The sequence below is a fragment of the Oceaniglobus sp. K40-3 genome, assembly GCF_055808395.1.
In genome coordinates, this window is the sequence record NZ_CM147868.1 from 1247646 (window position 1) to 1263446 (window position 15801).

Consider the following 15801-nt stretch of genomic DNA (forward strand, 5'->3'; position numbering starts at 1 on the left):
TCAGTGCGGCTACATCTGCTTCCCGGCCAGTGCCTCGATCTGGACAGCGACCACCTCAAGCGTGGCCTCCGAAACGCCCTGAGCGGCGGACAAAATGCGCTGGGTCAGCAGGTCATGCGGCGAACGCTTCGGCGCATCCTCCAGCCCCAGCAACTGGTCTGGCGTTGCCGCAAGCACACTTGCGATCCGCACAAGGGTCGCAAGGTCGGGTTCGCGATCCCCGCTGACATAATGTGCATAGCGCCGCTCGCTCAAGCCGCTCCGCCGGGCGACCTCGGCGTTCGAGAGGCCCAGTCCAGCCGCACGATTTCTCAAATTATTGCTGAACACTTCCATAGGAACGTTTTGTTCTGGATCGACAATACGTGCTACGAACAATATGGAGGCATATTTAAGCCCGTATTGTTCAGGAAGGATGAGAAGTGAAAAAGTTTGCAGTCTTGGTTATTGCCGTCCTCGGCTGTGGGGGAAGCCTTGCGAAGGCCCAAGAACTCCAGCCGTTAGATATCGCAGACAGGAGATTGATCGTTTGCGCGACCTACAGTTCCATAGAAACAACCTACGCGCTCGCGCTGGCAAATCAGATCGAATATAGCGATGACTGCTGGCTCGTGTTGCCGCCGATCCAGGTTATAGTTTTGCAGGCGAGCGATCGTTTCAGTCGCATCATTTATCGTGAGTTCACGGACCACACAGAAATCGAACGGATGGTTGCACGAGGGGCACCGGAAGCCACGATAGAGCGTGCGCGAACCGACCCGTGGTCGCCCTGGTATCAGCGCCCTGCATGGGCGTTCAGCGCGTGGCTCGAACCTAGCGAGTGACGCAGACCAACCATGAATTCAGGGGCCGTTGACGGACAGCGACAGGGACAGGGACAGTTTCCTGCCACCAAAACGCATGGAAATGGTAGGATTTTTGCGGCGATGCCCATGAAAACTATTCGATGAACACATACATTCAAGGCATATCATCGATTGCTTGGCTCGTGCAGTTAACTGCAATTGAACACTTTTTGCGTGCAGCCTATAGTTGGCGAGGCTTGGAAAGTTCCGCCGCCTCGGTGCATGCGGCCCCAAGTTCGTGAGAACGAGTAACTACCGGAAGTCAAACCGCATGACCGAACCCACCAGTAATGCAGGAAAACCGTCGAAGCCCGTTGGCATTTTCTGGGGCTATTTGTTAGTAGCTGTTTCGACTGCCGTTGTTCTTGTGGGTATCCTTGTCGTTTTTGCGACGCACATTGTTGATTTTTCCTTTTTGTCTGATGCGGCTTGCCGGGAGGTTCCGCAGACACGTTTTTATGACAGCTTTACCTATTGTTTTTATGGCACGGGCTGGGACGAAGAGACTTATCTCGCTGCGGTAAGTGGGTTCTATTCAACACTGATTGCAGTGCTAGTTGCTGTACAAGCTTTGGTTTCGTGGCTGGCCTTCACGGTGATTAGAAGTTCCAACAAACAATCGATTTCTGAAGAGGTCGAGAAAGAAATCCCGTACTTCTTTAGAACGAAGGACGCGGACCCAATTATCCGAGACGCTCTGGAAGAAATCTCCCTTGAGGCCGCAAAGGCCGCACTACAGCAATTGATGAAGGAAGACGCCAAGGCAACCGAAGAACTGCAAAGGCAGGTATATGAGAAGTTGGTGCCTGGATATGAAGGCCTACGGGGAGATGTTGAACAGCTCCAAGCTGAATTTGAACGATACCTTGAGGGTGATGACGCTGATCAGGAAAACGGGAAGATTTACTAATGAGAAAAACTCCGAAGCGCCCTATTGCTCGCCCCGTACCTGCGTTGCCTGATCTTGAGGTGGACGCGCTCGACACGACCGAGCGGGTTATTCAATATTGTATCCGACACGACCTGATTGATGGGGTTGAGCTGGATATTGAGACGCTCATTGAGAGAAATGAGTTCCTAGCACTGAAAAAGAAGCCACTTCCCGATGGAATTGATGCTTACATCAAAGAAACAAGACCGAACCACTTCGAAATCGGCGTGAACTCAAAACACAGCCGAACAAGACAGAGGTTTTCAATGGCGCATGAGTTTGCTCACTATCAACTGCACAGGGAAAATCTGAACGGATTGGCCGAGGGAGAGCGAATTCTCCATCGCTCGGATGAGCGTAACCATTTGGAGTACCAAGCGAACTCTTTTGCAGCGGCGATGTTGATGCCGGAAGATCATTTTCGAGAGGAGGTGCGTCGCACTCAAGGTGATGTTTCGGAGCTTGCCAAGCGTTTCGGTGTGTCCCCCTTGGCACTTCGTTATCGGGCTAAGAACCTTGGTATGAAAGGTCATGGTGTATAATTTGGACGAGAACTATTTCCTTCTGTTCAAGACGGCTGACGCCGAGAAAAGGGCTTGGCGGAACCTGAGCGCAAAACGACGCACAGCCGTTACGCCGATTGTTGAGCTTTCTCGGGGTAAGAAAAAAGAAATGCAGGCAAGGACAAGGCTGGCAAACCGCTTACAGCCGAACAGCTTCTGTCAACCTTCGGCATGTATGGTTTCGAGCGAAACTGGCAAACATCTTTGGAGCTAATGGAAGACTGTGAATGGTTTTTTCTTGATCTCACCCGTGAACCGAGCCTGAGCTGTGCAGAGATTGAAGCACTGGGAAGTTCATCGAATGGTTACAGCAACTGGACATCCTTCGTTATTGAGCGTCAAAAAGAAGGCTTGAACCTTAGGCCGACACTCATTGTAAACCCTGCGGAGGGGGACGATGAGGCCGCTTATGTTGCTCACTTGAAGTCCCAGTTTTCTGCATTCTCTGGCGCTTTTAATGAAATAGCGTATAGGGTTGCGGTTACTGAGGATGACGAGTTTCTATTCGACCTTGTGTCGCTCAAGCCTGAAATTGATGCCTTTATGAACAAGGGTGGACGTTTCTTTGTGGTCTTGGATCATGAGTATGTTCGCCCTGGTAATGGCTTAGTTCATGCGAAGCGCACAGCCCAAGTGATCAGTTCGATCTACGCGGAGTTGCAGGGCGTTGAGATAATTGTCCTCGCCACGTCCTTTCCCAAGTCTGTTACTGACGTAGGGGACGAAGAGCACGACATCTTCCGGGTCGAAGAGGTGTTCTTGTATGAAGAAATCAAAAAGACACATAGTGCGATTTGCTATGGAGACTACGGTTCCATCAATCCTATTCGGAACGACGAAATCATCATCACACAGGGTTGGCGGCCGAGGATTGACTTTGTTTCGCGGCACAATGGCATGAACACCTACTATTTCCGCGAGAAGCGAAAAGTTGTTGGGACCAAACAGGTTGTTGTAAAGGGAGAGGTGAAGACCAAGAACATCTTGGCCCCGTACTCCGTCCATTATCAATCCGTCGCGAAGAAGGTCATGGCGTTTGCGCCCTACTATCAGTCCGTTTCTGACAGTTGGGGCGACGGTGAGATCGTTTCGGCAGCGGGAAGTAAAGTGGGAAGCAACTCGCCATCCCATTGGATTTCCGTTCGAATGGAAATTCACATCTCGCAGGTGCTCAAGTACTTCGGATGTGATCCGGCTTAGGCAAACAGGCGAGAACTGCGCCGCAGGAGCAGCAAATCTTCGGAGGAAATCTCCGCATCCGTTTCCGTGAAGAATATTTCTGAACTTGCTGCAAATCGGTAAATCAGTTCAGAATGGAATACATTTCTAAGAACCTTGCTCGTCAGAACCCTCGCCGCCTCACTTCGCACCTCTGCGGCGTCCCGGTTCTTGAAATGGCTGGGCAGCACATCAAGAAGCCGAGCTTTGGTTGTGCCACCCGCCAAATGAAACTTCGAGAGTTGTTTGTTGACGGCTGGTTTTCGAACGGGCACGACCTTTCCGTCCCTGAACACCATCAGGCCAACTTTTCTTGGCGCGATCATTCTTATTTCCGGCAAAAGCTTTGGCGTAGTTACAACAGATACGAAATCGAAAGTTCTCGAATATTCGGCAAGCTGACCGGGCAACCTTGATGTGTTGTCATAGTCCGATTTTATTTCAAAGGCGTGAGAGAAATCGTCCAGTTGAAGCAGGTCAGCTCTCCGGTTTTCGTAGCCGTAAACAGCTTCGACGGCCAGAATACTCTTCCGTGGTTTAGCGAGCGGAGCTAGGTGGCGTACCAAAGCCGTCCGAATGAGGACTTCAGTTGCGCACTGGCGCTGTTCATGATCGAGATGGTCTTTCATACCGCTTCTATGAACTAAGTTGGCGTAAGTTTCACTAGAACAAATAGAGTACACATGATTTGTGATCAATGCTTGATGGATCGTCCACATGTGCCGAAGCGCTTTAACGGGTGACCGCCGGAGACACGATCAAGCGTTTTTCGCCAGCATGAATTCTGGTCCCCGTTCGGGAAGGCAAGCGTAACGGCCCCGCTACCCGCACGAAATTTGGTGGGTTTTCTGGCGACATCCCCTTCCCATGGCACAGTCATCTGGTACAGTTCAGATGAGTACCTCGGGCGTGGTGCTAGCTAACCCTCTGGTATCGTTACATCGGCAGATTGAAGTAGGATATCCCTTCGTCTCCGCCAGACCACCATTTTATTGAGTTTGAATGGGTCGCCTTGAGCGGTCTTTTTCTTTTGTTTTGTGGGGTTTGTGTGAATTCACGTTTATCTTGAGTTTATTTCGATGGTGTCTATATTCGTTCCTTGAGTGGTATGGAATGTGGTATTTCTAGGGGGCGATGATGAAACTGCGAGAGTTCAGGCAACGTATCAAGCAGCTTGACCCAAACACACTGCATCATCTGCGCCTTGCAGACGCTCTTCAAGAAGGTGCTGGTTACAACGGTGCTTGGTACGCAACCCAGAAAGAGCACTGGCTCGGATGGCTGCGGGAGTATAGCGGGCCGGGAGCCTATTCGCGAAATGTGGTACGCGGGCGTGATGCCCGGTTCGTCTACAACCACGAACAATGCGCACCCATGCTGTTTTGGCTTGCAGAAGCGGCTGGCGTCGAGAGCGACCGCTTGGATGCAGCTTTTCAAGCAGTGGTGATCGCGCCCAACCGAAACGCGTCTCAATGCGGAGCCTTAAGGAAGGCCTTGCCTTGGGGACTGGTTGAATCCCACCTTCGGGGCTGCACTAACGTGGGCAGCGTCGGCTTCGTCAGCATGTTCCTGAGAAAAGGAGTCGTCTAATGGCATTATCTGGCAAGTTGACGAAGAAGCTGGTCGAGAATCTGAGCACTGGGCGGCACGGTGACGGCAACGGTCTATATCTCGTCGTCGACCCATCGGGTGCCCGAAGGTGGATCGTACGCGTAGTCGTCAAAGGACAGAAGAACAAGAAAGGTGCACCGTTGCGCACCGATTTTGGTTTGGGTGGTGCAGACATCGTCCCATTGAACCAAGCACGTGAGCGGGCGCTAGAGTATCGCCGCATGGCCAAACAAGGCTTGAATCCGCGTTTTAGTGCACGCCAAGAGGTTCCGACGTTTGAAGAAGTCGCGCAGCAAGTCCACATCGACCGGATGCCGACGTGGAAGAATGCCAAACACGGCCAGCAGTGGATCAACACCCTACGCGACTATGCCTTTCCCAAAATCGGGCGGATGCCGATTGATTGCGTAGGCGAGCCCGAAGTGATGATGTGCCTCGCGCCGATCTGGACGGAAAAGCACGAAACGGCACGGCGGTTGGCGCAACGGATCAAGACGGTGCTGGACGTGGCACGCTCAAAGGGTTTCCGTTCTGGGGAGAACCCCGTCACGGCGATCAAAGACGGGGGCGTGCTGCCAAAGGTCAAAGCCAAGGTGAAACACCACAAGGCGATGGATTGGAAAGATGTGCCAGCCTTCTACGCCGACCTGAAAACACGCAGCGCGATGTCTGCCAAAGCGCTGATGTTCACCTGCCTGACAGGATCGCGCACTGGCGAAGTGCTTGGGATGCGCTGGGAAGAGATCGACTTTGACGCGCAGCTTTGGAGCTGTCCAGAGGAACGGATGAAGACGGGTGAGTTGCACCGCGTCCCGCTCACAGATGAAATGTTGGCGGTTATCGAGCCGTTGAAGGCAATGCAGTCAGACTTTGTGTTCGAAGGTCAGAAGCGGCACAAGCCGTTGTCGAATATGTCGATGCTGATGCTGCTGCGTCGGATGCAGGTCGAGGGCGTCACCGTGCATGGTTTCCGCTCGACCTTTCGCGATTGGGCATCCGAGGTTGCCAACACGCCGCGAGAGGTCGCTGAAATGAGCCTTTCGCATCGGGTGGGGTCGGATGTTGAGCGGGCCTATGCGCGGTCTGATCTGCTAGAGAAACGGCGGGTGCTGATGGAGCGGTGGTCGGCGTTCGCCGCTAGCTCAACGAGTTTAGTGATAGGAGGTCAGGATGGTTGAACTTTCCTCAGACGAAAATGGCGGCTTTGGGTTTGATCTCCAGTCCGTTCATGCTTTTCTTTGCAGCAATGTGGAAGGGTTCGAGCCTCACATGCTTGGCAGCGCTTTCCATGTTGAAGCTGATGACGCCTTCATGAACATGCTTTGGGATGGTCGCCCTAATCGTCGTCAAGAAATAGGTAACTTGAAAAATTTCAGACATCGGCTTGAGGGGCTCTGTTCGACGTATGAGGGCATGCTTGGAATTTACGACAAACAAATTTCCTTGTCTCTGATGGAGGCATTTTTCCTCCTCGACTTTTCACTTGGGTCTTACAATCATTTCTATGGTCATGAGACCAGAGGCAAGCCAAACTGGGCTGCTCGGAATGTCGCAAGGCTTTGCTTTATCGCGGTCCAAAAAACTGGGCGAACTCCGACCTTAGGAACAAGGGCGGAAAGCGACCGTCCCACTGGCGAATATGGGAAGCTCGTTGAGGGTGCTTTGAAGGCGGCAGGGCTGGATGCCGATTGGAACAGTCCGGCAAAATGGGCATACGAGCATGATCGTATAACAAAAAAATAGCGTTCTTACTGTTTTCCCATACAGCGTCCTTCCCAATAATCAGGCCCCATCTAAACAAAACGGTGGAGAACTGAATCATGAGTAGTTTACTCAACAACAGCCTAGCAAACCTTTTCGACCCGACCCGAAACTACGTTCTGGGTGACAAAGAACTTGAAATCATAGGTGACCGCGACAAGCTGGCCCAGTGGCGGCACAAAGGCTTGGGTCCGGCATTCTACAAGCTCGGTCGCAAGATCATTTATCGTGGAACTGATCTGAACGCCTGGGCTGAAAATAATCGCGTTGAGCCTGCTGCGGGCGGTCGGCCGTAATGAGAGCTTTATCGTTTTCAGGCCGTCGAGCAGTCGTGTGTCCCTTTAGGGTCTCTGTCCGAACATTTATTGATGGTCTGATACTACAGAAGGACGGAGGCCACATAGCCTCAGAAGGATGCTTTAATGCGGCAATTTTCACGTTCCGCCTCGCCTTAATGGTTGATCTAGCAAGTCAGAGGCATGATCGAGCCATGGAGGCAACATGAACGATCTAAGAACAAAAAGCCCCGGCGCAGCGGTAACTGAAACCGGGGACAATTCAACATTCGAAGCGGCAAAACTTCAACAAGAGAATTACCAAAAACTGGGTGCCTTAACAACCTGCTATTCACCTGTTGGCGCGTTAGATTTCAGGGTGGGTCGAAATGAGCCGCTAAAAATGAGCGTGCGGGATCATCCCATGATTTGGGAGTGCAATGGTGCTTTCAACAGTGTTTGGAGCACGGCGTACCGCAGAGCCATCTGCTTCATAAAAATGGCAGAGTTCAATGTCGACATTACCACAGCGCTGGAGGAGTCCCCAAGTGCGTTCGCAATCGTGGAGGTGTCGCGATGAACGACAATTTCGATGATTGGGTGAAAAGCGGTTGCCCAGACGAAGATGAGATTGGTGACGCAGCTAAGGAATTGTCAAATATTCGGAACTCGGTTGAGGCATTATCTAGCGTCAAGAAGAATACGCCCGGCACCAAAAATAAGGGCTACCCTGACTATTCAGGTGTGAATGCTGAGCCGTCTGCGTTTCTGGTGGTTCCTGATTCGATCATGGCCAAGCCAACAAAAGCAAAACCATACCAAATGATCAATGGGCGTGCGTCAGATTTAGCAAACAAGATGGTGTCATTGCGCAACATCAAGCCTGTTCTGGAGGCACGTTACCTTGTCAAAGGTTGGCTGGACCGTGGTGCGCTGTCAGTCGTCTATGGCGAGAGCAACGTGGGCAAGACCTTCTTTGCGCTTGATCTGGCCATTCATGTTGCAGCTGGGACAGATTGGCACGGTCACAAAGTTCCGACTACACCGATGCACGCAGGCCCGGTGCTATATGTGGCATGTGAGGGCGGGATAGGTCTGGAAAACCGAATTGAGGCGATACGACGGAATGACCCAGCCCTGTTCGAAGAGGCTGAAACTGACTTTACTCTGTTGCCCACCATGTTGGACCTATGCGGCAGCAATGACGCGGCAGCACTGATCGGAGCCGTCGAAGAACGCTGTAGCGCTCCTTCTTTGATCGTCATCGACACACTGGCAATGGCATTCGGCGGCGGTGACGAGAACACGGCAAAAGACATGAACCTGTTCATCACCAACTGTATGCGCCTCAGGTTGGAGACTGGTGCTCATGTGATGGTGATCCACCATAGTGGCAAGGATAGAAGCAAAGGCGCACGGGGCAGCGGCAGCCTGAGGGCGGCGGCTGACAGTGAGATAGAGCTGACCCGCTCTGGCGCTGTGATCGAGGCAACGGACCGCAAGCAGCGTGACAAAGAAAAGGGCAAGGTCTTTGCCTATACCTTGCAGAGCGTCTTTGTCGGGAATGATGAGGACGGTGACACGGTGACATCTGCTGTTGTCGTGGTGACTGAGCCTGTGAGGAAGGTCGCACGCATTACAGGGCAGGCGTTGATAGCATCAAAAGCGTTAGACGAAGCGCTGGCGGCTCATGGCGAGACACGGGCCGGCGCAGTTTTCCCAAGCACCTGCAAGTGTGTGTCTCTGGAAATATGGCGTGGGTATTGCGACCGCCTTGGGCTGGCCGATGGGTCCAGCGAAGGCGCTCCGCGCAAAGCCTTTGGTCGTGCATTGAAATCGCTACAAGAGAAAGAGGTTGTCCAGATCCTTGATGGCTTCGTTTGGAAATGCGCCGATGAATAGCGTGACAACCGTGACAAAGCGTGACGTGTGGTAATCCTCCCCAAAACTAAGGGGATGCGGACGTAGAATTTTCTCAGCAAGATGACTGAGGAGAATCTGATGAAGATGACGAGATTTAGCGAACCCCAGATCCTTGCGATCCTACGCCAGGCCGAGGGCGGTGTGCCGGTGGCTGAGCTGTGCCGCGAGCACGGCATGAGCTCAGCGTCCTTCTACAAATGGCGGGCAAAGTATGGCGGTATGGATACGTCCATGATCAGCCAGATGAAGAGCCTGGAGGACGAGAACAGGCGATTGAAGCGCATGTTTGCGGACCTGAGCATGCAGGCCGATCTGCTGAAGGAAGCTCTTGGAAAAAGTAGATCGGCCGTCTCAGCGTCGCGAGATGGCCGCCAAGGCCGTGGAACATCGAGGGGTCAGCATCGCACTCGCCTGTCGGGCGTTCGGGGTGAGCGAGACGTGCTATCGCTACAGCCCGTTGCTCAGCGACGAGAACGAGCTGATCGCTGACCTGCTGGTCGGCCTGACCGACGCCCGCAAGACGTGGGGATTTGGGCTGTGTTTCCTGCATCTGCGCAATGTCAAAGGGCACCCGTGGAATCAGAAACGTGTCTATCGCATCTACTGTGCCTTGGAACTGAACCTGCGGATTAAGCCGCGCAAAAGGCTGAAGCGGGAGGTGCCGGACGCTCTGGCTGTGCCGGAGAGGCCGAATGTGACTTGGTCGATGGATTTCATGGCAGATCGACTGGCTGACGGTCGTGCCTTCCGGCTGCTGAACGTCCTAGATGACTTCAACCGGGAAGGCTTGGGCATTGAGGTGGACTTTTCCCTGCCCGCCGAGCGGGTCATCCGGAGCCTCAACAACATCATCGAATGGCGCGGCAAGCCCAGGACCATCCGCGTGGATAACGGCCCTGAATACATTAGCCATGCGCTGCTGGAATGGGCTGAGAAACACGGCATCGCCCTCGCGCACATTCAGCCGCAACAGAACGCCTACATCGAGCGCTACAATCGCACGGTCAGGCACGAATGGCTGGACCAATACATCATCAACAGCATCGAGGAGGCCCAACACTTTGCCACACAGTGGCTCTGGACTTACAACAATGACCGACCGAACATGGGCATCGGCGGCATCACACCCGCAATGAAACTGAAAATGGCTGCGTAAGTTCTACGACCTCGGCCCGTTAAAAACGGGAGGATTACCGGATCACCCGTTACGATTCTGCTTCGCCGCCCCGAAATTGGCGCCATCGCGGCCTTTGTACTTACTTACCTGTTCTTCGCGCTCTCGACTTCCGGCAACGGCTTTGTGTCGGTCAACGGTACGGCGGGCTGGCTGAATCTTGCTGCCGAGCTTGGTATCGTGGCAATTCCTATCGGGCTTTTGATGGTCTCGGGAGAGTTCGACCTTTCGATCGGGTCCACTGTCGGGATGGCGTCGATGATCCTTGCCTTGGGCACCCGGTATTACGGGGTGCCGGATGGCGTGATGATCGCCGTGGCGCTGGCGGCGGGCGCGCTTGTGGGGGTGGCGAACGGATATGCGGTGGTGCGCACCGGCCTGCCGTCGTTCATCGTGACGCTGGCCACAAACTTTATCGTCATCGGCGGTACGATGGGCGTTTCGCGGTTACTGGCGAACGTCACGTCAGGGTCCGTTGCGGTGTCGGACCCGGTGAAATGGCTTTTTGCGGCGCGCTGGGGCCAGGTCAATATTTCGATCCTTTGGTGGGCGCTCGCCGCGTTTGCCGGTTGGTGGGTGCTGGCCAAAAGCGCCTTTGGCAGCTGGATCTACGCCACGGGCGGCAACCTGATCGCGGCGCGCTCGGCCGGTGTGCCGGTTGAGCGGGTGAAGATCGTGCTTTTCGTCTCGACCAGCGTCGCCGCGGCCCTTGTTGGCGTGATTCAAGCCGTGCAGTGGAATTCCGGCAACTCGACCTACGGAATGGGTTATGTCTTTCAGGCGCCAATCGTCGTGGTGATCGGTGGCGTGCTGCTGACGGGGGGCTATGGCACGGTTCTGGGGATCGTATTTGGCACGGCGCTTTTTGGCGTCATCTCGACCGGCATATTTTACACGGGCTGGAACACGGATTGGGTGCAATTGTTCCTGGGTGTCTTGCTCGGCCTTGCCGTGCTTGCCAACAACTGGATCCGCCGCTTTGCGTTGCAGGCCAGATAACGGAGGGCGTCATGCCATTGATGGAATTGCGAAACGTCGACAAGAACTTCGGCGCGACAAAGGCCCTGTCGGACATTTCGATGTCGGTCGAGGCGGGCGAGATCCTGTGTTTACTTGGTGACAACGGCGCCGGCAAATCGACCCTGATCAAGGTGCTGTCGGGGTATCATGCGCCGACCTCGGGCCAGGTTTTCTGGAACGGTGACCCGGTACGGCTGTCCGGCCCCCGCCATGCCCGCCAATTCGGCATTGCCACCGTCCATCAGGACGTTGGTTCGATCCCTTTGATGAGCGTCGGGCGCAACTTTTTCTGGGGGCTGAACCCGTAACCGGACGCTGGCCGTTCCGCCGCTTCGACACGGCGACGGCCAACGCCACGGCGCTTGAACAGATGCGCGCCTTCGGCATCAGCCGCGTGCGCGACGGTGAGCAGTTGGTCGGAACCCTGTCCGGTGGCGAACGTCAGGTGCTGGCCATTGGCCGGGCGATGTATTTCGGCGCCAAACTGCTGATCCTTGACGAACCGACTTCGGCTCTGGGCGTCAAAGAGGCGTCTTTCGTGCTGAAAATGATGCGCCGGGCCCGCGCCGCCGGTGCCGGAATCGTATTCATCACCCATAATGCCCGCCACGCGATGTCCGTGGGTGACCGGTTTCGCGTGTTGATTCAGGGCGAGGTGGCAGCACGTTTCTCACGCGGAGAAAAGAGCCGGGAAGAGGTGCTGAACCTCATGGCCGGTGGTGAGGAGATGGCGCAACTGGAAGATGACCTCGAACAGGTTGATTGATGGCATCGCTCACGCCGTTTGGTTGAAACTTTGCAAGGTATTCCGGCAACATCGGCCCGATCAAGGCAGGGTCGCAGGCCGCCAGCGCCGCGTTTCCAATGTCTGCGACCGTAACCAGTGACATCATGGCCGCGATCTGAGGGGGGATGACCACACAGCGGCAACCTTCGCTGCGGCCATTCTCGTGGCGCGGATGGAGGACGCGGCCATGGATAAAGCTGTTGTCTGGGACGACGTTTGGACCTTCGACGGCCGCCCGCGGCGCGGCACGGTGGACATCGTCACTGCTGGCTATCCGTGTCAGCCATTTTTCGGTTGTGGGCAAACGCATCGGAGCCGAAGACCCACGCCATTTCTGGCCGCACGTCGCACGCATCGGGGGCGGGTCTATACCATCCGCGATTGATTGCGGAACATCTCGACGCGCATCGAAATTGGCGCCATCTTCGCACTGAATTAGGTGCGCGCCGGGAGCCGAACCATGAACATCACCAAAGACATCAGCCCGCTGACCGAGTTCAAGCGGGATTCGGCGCGCATGAACGCGCGTATCAAGAAAAGCGGACGGCCGCAGATCCTGACCGTCAACGGCAAGCCTTGCAGAACCGCGCGGCCGGGGAATTGACGCTGCTACGGGACGGATCAGCTGTCGTCGAGATGATGAGTGACTATGCGGTGATGCGGGATCAGGTGGGGGCGTGCACATAGCAACTCTCCCGAATATCGATACTCCGCACATCCCGCTTATTGGTAGGTCTTTCAAGGTGCCGCATTTTTGCCGCTCTCCTATTGCGGGCACGCTGGAAATCCGCTTGAAGGCCTGCGGTAGTCAAAAGCGACTTTCCCCGATTAATATTGCACCCTGACGCGCAACCTCATCGACAAGAACATCCAGATCGGCGCGCGTTGTTCGGTGATTGTTGATTGCGGCGCGCAGGCAGTGGCGGCCTTGCACGGTCGTATCGGAAACCGCCGCTGTGCCGGCCTCCTGCATCCTCACCATGATTTCGGTGTTCAGCCTCTTGAGCGTCACTTCGGGAAGCCCGCCCGGGTCATACCTAAAGCAGACTATGTTGATTTCTGTCGGAAAGCAGATGCTGAGATCAGGCGTGGCCGTGATCCGATCTACCAGATGGCGAGCGTGGGCGAGATCCTGATCGATCAGGCGGCCAAATTTGGCGACGCCATGTTCCTCGAGGGCCATCCAGACCTTGAGCGCGCGGAACCCGCGCGAAGTCTGAAGGCCGAAATCGTGCAGCCAGGCGCCCGAAGCGATGCCGCGCGGGGCATTGACCAGATACTCGGGGGTCACGGTAAAGCTGCCGAAATGCGCATTTGCATCGCGGACCAGGGCGCAGCCGACCTCGAAGGGGGCGTGCAACCATTTATGCGGGTCGAGCGCGATTGAGTCGGCGCGCGCGATCCCGCGCACCAGCGCCTTTCCTTCAGGCGCAATGGCCAGCAGCGCGCCGATGCAGCCATCCACATGCAGCCACAGCCCTTGTTCGGAGCAGAGGTCGGCAATCGCGTCCAGATCGTCGATCGCACCGGTATTCACCGTTCCGACAGTGGCGATCACGCAGGCGGGCAGGGTTCCTGCCGCCCTGTCTTCGACAATGGCGGCGCGAAGAGCCGCAACATCCATCCGACAGGCCGCATCGGACGCCACGCGACGCAATGCCCTGTTGCCGAGCCCCATCGCCTCCATCCCGATCTGGTGGCATGAATGGATCTGGTCGGAGCCGTAGAACCGCATGGGCGCCTTCAGCGCGGCCACGCCCAACTCGCGCAGGTCGATACCGGACATCTGGTTGCGCGCCACGGTTAGCCCGATCAGGTTGGCCATCGACCCGCCCGAGACCAGTGTGCCGCTGGCAGTTGTGGGGTAGCCCATCATCTCCTTCAGCCAGTTGACCACCTGCTTGTCGATTTCTGCCGCCGCATGATCGCCGCCGCCGAGGTTCGACCCAAGAATGGCCGCAAGGAAGTCGCCCAGTGCGCCGGTGAAGTTGCTCGCCCCCATGTACCACATCCAGAAGCGCGGATGGATGTTGCCCATGGGGTAGGGGAGCATATTGGTCACGAGATCGTCGTAGACTTCTGCCAGCGGTCTGCCTTTCTGCGGCACCGCGCGGTGAAACCGGGCGCGCACCTCGGGGGGCATGTCCTGCCAGAGAGGACGGTCGCGAATGTCGCGGGTATAATCGACCGCGTCGTCCACCACGCGCAACGCCAAGGCGCGGAGTGTTTCCCAGTCCGCCGGGTCGAGGGTTTCCTCCCGGACAATTTTTGCGTCCGTGGTGATCTTGTCCATGACTGATTTTTCCAACCTCATTGTTTCGCCGGAGACGGGGGCCAACAACTGTCGTCGCACCCCAGCAAAAATCGCCCCGGCAGTCTTCATATCATGACGGTTTGCATCCAGTTTCACTTTGGACGCGACTTTATTCTGCCACCATCTGGAAACCGGGCGTGGAGCGCGACAGGGCCGTTTCTTCTTCGGTCATGTCCTCGGGGATGGCCTCGAACAAGGGGGTCGACATATAGCGTTCGCCCGTGTCGGGCAGCATGCACAGGATCACGCTTCCCGACTCCGCCCGTTCGGCGATCTGCATGGCGACGGCGAAGGTCGATCCGCCCGAAATTCCGGTCAGAATGCCTTCCCGCTGCGCAAGTTTCTGCGCCCACGCAATACCGTCGGGACCGGCCACGGGGATCAATTCGTCATAAAGCCTCTCGTCGACAGCTTCCTGCAAGACATGAGGAATGAAGTCAGGTGTCCATCCCTGAATCGGGTGTGGCTCGAATGCCGGGTGGCTTGCGGCGGGTGAGTGATCGGAATTTCGCGCCTGCGCATGGCCGCTGCCCAGAAGCTGTGCGTTGGCAGGTTCAGACAGGACAATCTTTATCTCGGGCCGCTCGCGGCGCAGAGCGCGACCAACGCCCGTTACCGTCCCGCCCGTTCCGTAGCCGGTGACCCAGTAATCCAGCCGCTGACCGTCGAAATCGGCAAGTATTTCGCGGGCGGTCGTATTCTCATGGATGCGCGCGTTGGCCTCGGTCTCGAACTGGCGGGCAAGGAACCAGCCGTTTGCTTCAGCCAGTTCCACCGCCTTGCGGTACATGCCCATTCCCTTCCCTGTGCGCGGTGTCAGGACGACCTTCGCCCCCATCATCCGCATCAGCTTGCGCCGCTCGACCGAGAAGCTGTCGGCCATCGTCACCACCAGCGGATAGCCTTTCGCCGCGCAGACCATGGCCAGCCCGATGCCGGTATTGCCCGACGTCGCCTCGATCACCGTTTGACCGGGGCGCAGGCTCCCATCCTTCTCGGCCTCTTCAATGATGCTGAGCGCCAGGCGGTCCTTGATCGATCCGGCCGGGTTGAAGGCCTCGGCCTTCACATAGATGTCCACCCCGGCGGGCGCGAGCGCATTGATCCTAATGGCTGGCGTATCGCCGACAGTTTCGAGGACGCTGGCATACAGCATGCCGCGCCCCTGCGAATTCTTTTTGGTTGTGCCTTCCATTGATTTTCTCCGTTCTGGATTCATCTGTTGTGGCGAGCCGGGCCCACGCAAATGGGATCATTGCGCTTAACGCCTTCAGTGGCAAAAGTGATCTGATCCATTAATCCTGCGTCATCCGCTCCGAACATGCTTGAAGGGGATCTGAAGAATTCCTGTAGAAAGTGACAATTTTCTGTATGTTTGG

Annotated in this window: 19 protein-coding genes; 15 read left to right on the forward strand and 4 right to left on the reverse strand. The window is 55.8% G+C overall.

The features are described 5' to 3' along the window. Window positions 1-9: 9 nt before the first annotated feature. Window positions 10-336, reverse strand: coding sequence for a helix-turn-helix domain-containing protein (locus AC0L7P_RS06415; RefSeq protein ID WP_473435413.1), 327 nt, complete (start codon window positions 334-336; stop codon window positions 10-12). 86 nt (window positions 337-422) lie between these two features. Here AC0L7P_RS06415 and AC0L7P_RS06420 point away from each other — a divergent pair, with 86 nt between their 5' ends. From AC0L7P_RS06420 to AC0L7P_RS06435, 4 genes are all read left to right on the forward strand, one after another. After that, window positions 423-824 (forward strand): hypothetical protein, encoded by a 402-nt coding sequence (locus tag AC0L7P_RS06420; RefSeq protein WP_473434959.1) that lies wholly within the window; start codon window positions 423-425, stop codon window positions 822-824. Between the two features lie 292 nt (window positions 825-1116). Next, complete coding sequence (locus AC0L7P_RS06425) at window positions 1117-1755, forward strand: hypothetical protein (RefSeq protein ID WP_473434960.1); 639 nt, start codon at window positions 1117-1119, stop codon at window positions 1753-1755. After that, window positions 1755-2318 carry an ImmA/IrrE family metallo-endopeptidase gene (locus AC0L7P_RS06430; RefSeq protein WP_473434961.1) on the forward strand — a complete coding sequence of 188 codons (564 nt, stop codon included), beginning with the start codon at window positions 1755-1757 and terminating at the stop codon, window positions 2316-2318. Before AC0L7P_RS06425 ends, AC0L7P_RS06430 begins: the two co-directional genes overlap by 1 nt. 234 nt (window positions 2319-2552) lie before the next feature. After that, window positions 2553-3539 carry a beta family protein gene (locus tag AC0L7P_RS06435; protein WP_473434962.1) on the forward strand — a complete coding sequence of 329 codons (987 nt, stop codon included), beginning with the start codon at window positions 2553-2555 and terminating at the stop codon, window positions 3537-3539. On the opposite strand, the gene AC0L7P_RS06440 is transcribed toward AC0L7P_RS06435, so the two are convergent. Continuing rightward, on the reverse strand, window positions 3536-4186 hold the full coding sequence (locus AC0L7P_RS06440; protein WP_473434963.1) for a sce7726 family protein: 651 nt from the start codon (window positions 4184-4186) through the stop codon (window positions 3536-3538). The two genes, AC0L7P_RS06435 and AC0L7P_RS06440, sit on opposite strands and share 4 nt — an antisense overlap. A 508-nt stretch (window positions 4187-4694) precedes the next feature. Between AC0L7P_RS06440 and AC0L7P_RS06445 the strand changes: the two genes are divergently transcribed. The 11 genes from AC0L7P_RS06445 to AC0L7P_RS06495 all read left to right on the forward strand — a co-directional run bounded on the left by AC0L7P_RS06445 (window position 4695) and on the right by AC0L7P_RS06495 (window position 12712). Continuing rightward, window positions 4695-5147: a hypothetical protein gene (locus tag AC0L7P_RS06445; RefSeq protein WP_473434964.1), complete on the forward strand. Its 453-nt coding sequence runs from the start codon at window positions 4695-4697 to the stop codon at window positions 5145-5147. Continuing rightward, window positions 5147-6346: a tyrosine-type recombinase/integrase gene (locus AC0L7P_RS06450; protein WP_473434965.1), complete on the forward strand. Its 1200-nt coding sequence runs from the start codon at window positions 5147-5149 to the stop codon at window positions 6344-6346. Before AC0L7P_RS06445 ends, AC0L7P_RS06450 begins: the two co-directional genes overlap by 1 nt. After that, window positions 6339-6911 (forward strand): hypothetical protein, encoded by a 573-nt coding sequence (locus AC0L7P_RS06455; RefSeq protein ID WP_473434966.1) that lies wholly within the window; start codon window positions 6339-6341, stop codon window positions 6909-6911. The genes AC0L7P_RS06450 and AC0L7P_RS06455 overlap by 8 nt, the downstream gene beginning before the upstream one ends. Before the next feature lie 77 nt (window positions 6912-6988). Beyond that, a complete protein-coding gene (locus AC0L7P_RS06460) occupies window positions 6989-7225 on the forward strand; it encodes a MerR family transcriptional regulator (protein WP_473434967.1) in 237 nt (78 codons plus the stop codon). A gap of 205 nt (window positions 7226-7430) precedes the next feature. After that, window positions 7431-7784, forward strand: a complete 354-nt coding sequence (locus tag AC0L7P_RS06465) for a hypothetical protein (RefSeq protein WP_473434968.1) — start codon at window positions 7431-7433, stop codon at window positions 7782-7784. Next, window positions 7781-9106 (forward strand): AAA family ATPase, encoded by a 1326-nt coding sequence (locus AC0L7P_RS06470; protein ID WP_473434969.1) that lies wholly within the window; start codon window positions 7781-7783, stop codon window positions 9104-9106. The genes AC0L7P_RS06465 and AC0L7P_RS06470 overlap by 4 nt, the downstream gene beginning before the upstream one ends. A gap of 99 nt (window positions 9107-9205) precedes the next feature. Continuing rightward, window positions 9206-10283, forward strand: a protein-coding gene (locus AC0L7P_RS06475; protein WP_473434970.1) for an IS3 family transposase whose coding sequence is annotated in 2 segments (ribosomal slippage) — window positions 9206-9462 and window positions 9461-10283 — 1080 coding nt in all. Because the reading frame shifts where the segments join, the coding sequence is not laid out codon by codon here. Window positions 10284-10427: 144 nt separating this feature from the next. Next, complete coding sequence (locus AC0L7P_RS06480; RefSeq protein WP_473434971.1) at window positions 10428-11300, forward strand: ABC transporter permease; 873 nt, start codon at window positions 10428-10430, stop codon at window positions 11298-11300. An 11-nt stretch (window positions 11301-11311) separates the two neighbouring features. Then, on the forward strand, window positions 11312-11629 hold the full coding sequence (locus tag AC0L7P_RS06485) for an ATP-binding cassette domain-containing protein (protein ID WP_473434972.1): 318 nt from the start codon (window positions 11312-11314) through the stop codon (window positions 11627-11629). 62 nt (window positions 11630-11691) lie between these two features. After that, entirely contained in the window at window positions 11692-12087 is a 396-nt protein-coding gene (locus tag AC0L7P_RS06490; RefSeq protein ID WP_473434973.1) for an ATP-binding cassette domain-containing protein, read from the forward strand. A 481-nt stretch (window positions 12088-12568) separates the two neighbouring features. After that, on the forward strand, window positions 12569-12712 hold the full coding sequence (locus tag AC0L7P_RS06495; RefSeq protein WP_473434974.1) for a hypothetical protein: 144 nt from the start codon (window positions 12569-12571) through the stop codon (window positions 12710-12712). A gap of 204 nt (window positions 12713-12916) precedes the next feature. Here AC0L7P_RS06495 and AC0L7P_RS06500 read toward each other — a convergent pair whose 3' ends face one another. Then, on the reverse strand, window positions 12917-14518 hold the full coding sequence (locus tag AC0L7P_RS06500; protein ID WP_473434975.1) for a pyridoxal phosphate-dependent decarboxylase family protein: 1602 nt from the start codon (window positions 14516-14518) through the stop codon (window positions 12917-12919). A 13-nt stretch (window positions 14519-14531) separates the two neighbouring features. Next, window positions 14532-15617 carry a cysteine synthase A gene (cysK, locus tag AC0L7P_RS06505; protein ID WP_473434976.1) on the reverse strand — a complete coding sequence of 362 codons (1086 nt, stop codon included), beginning with the start codon at window positions 15615-15617 and terminating at the stop codon, window positions 14532-14534. Window positions 15618-15801 lie beyond the last annotated feature (184 nt).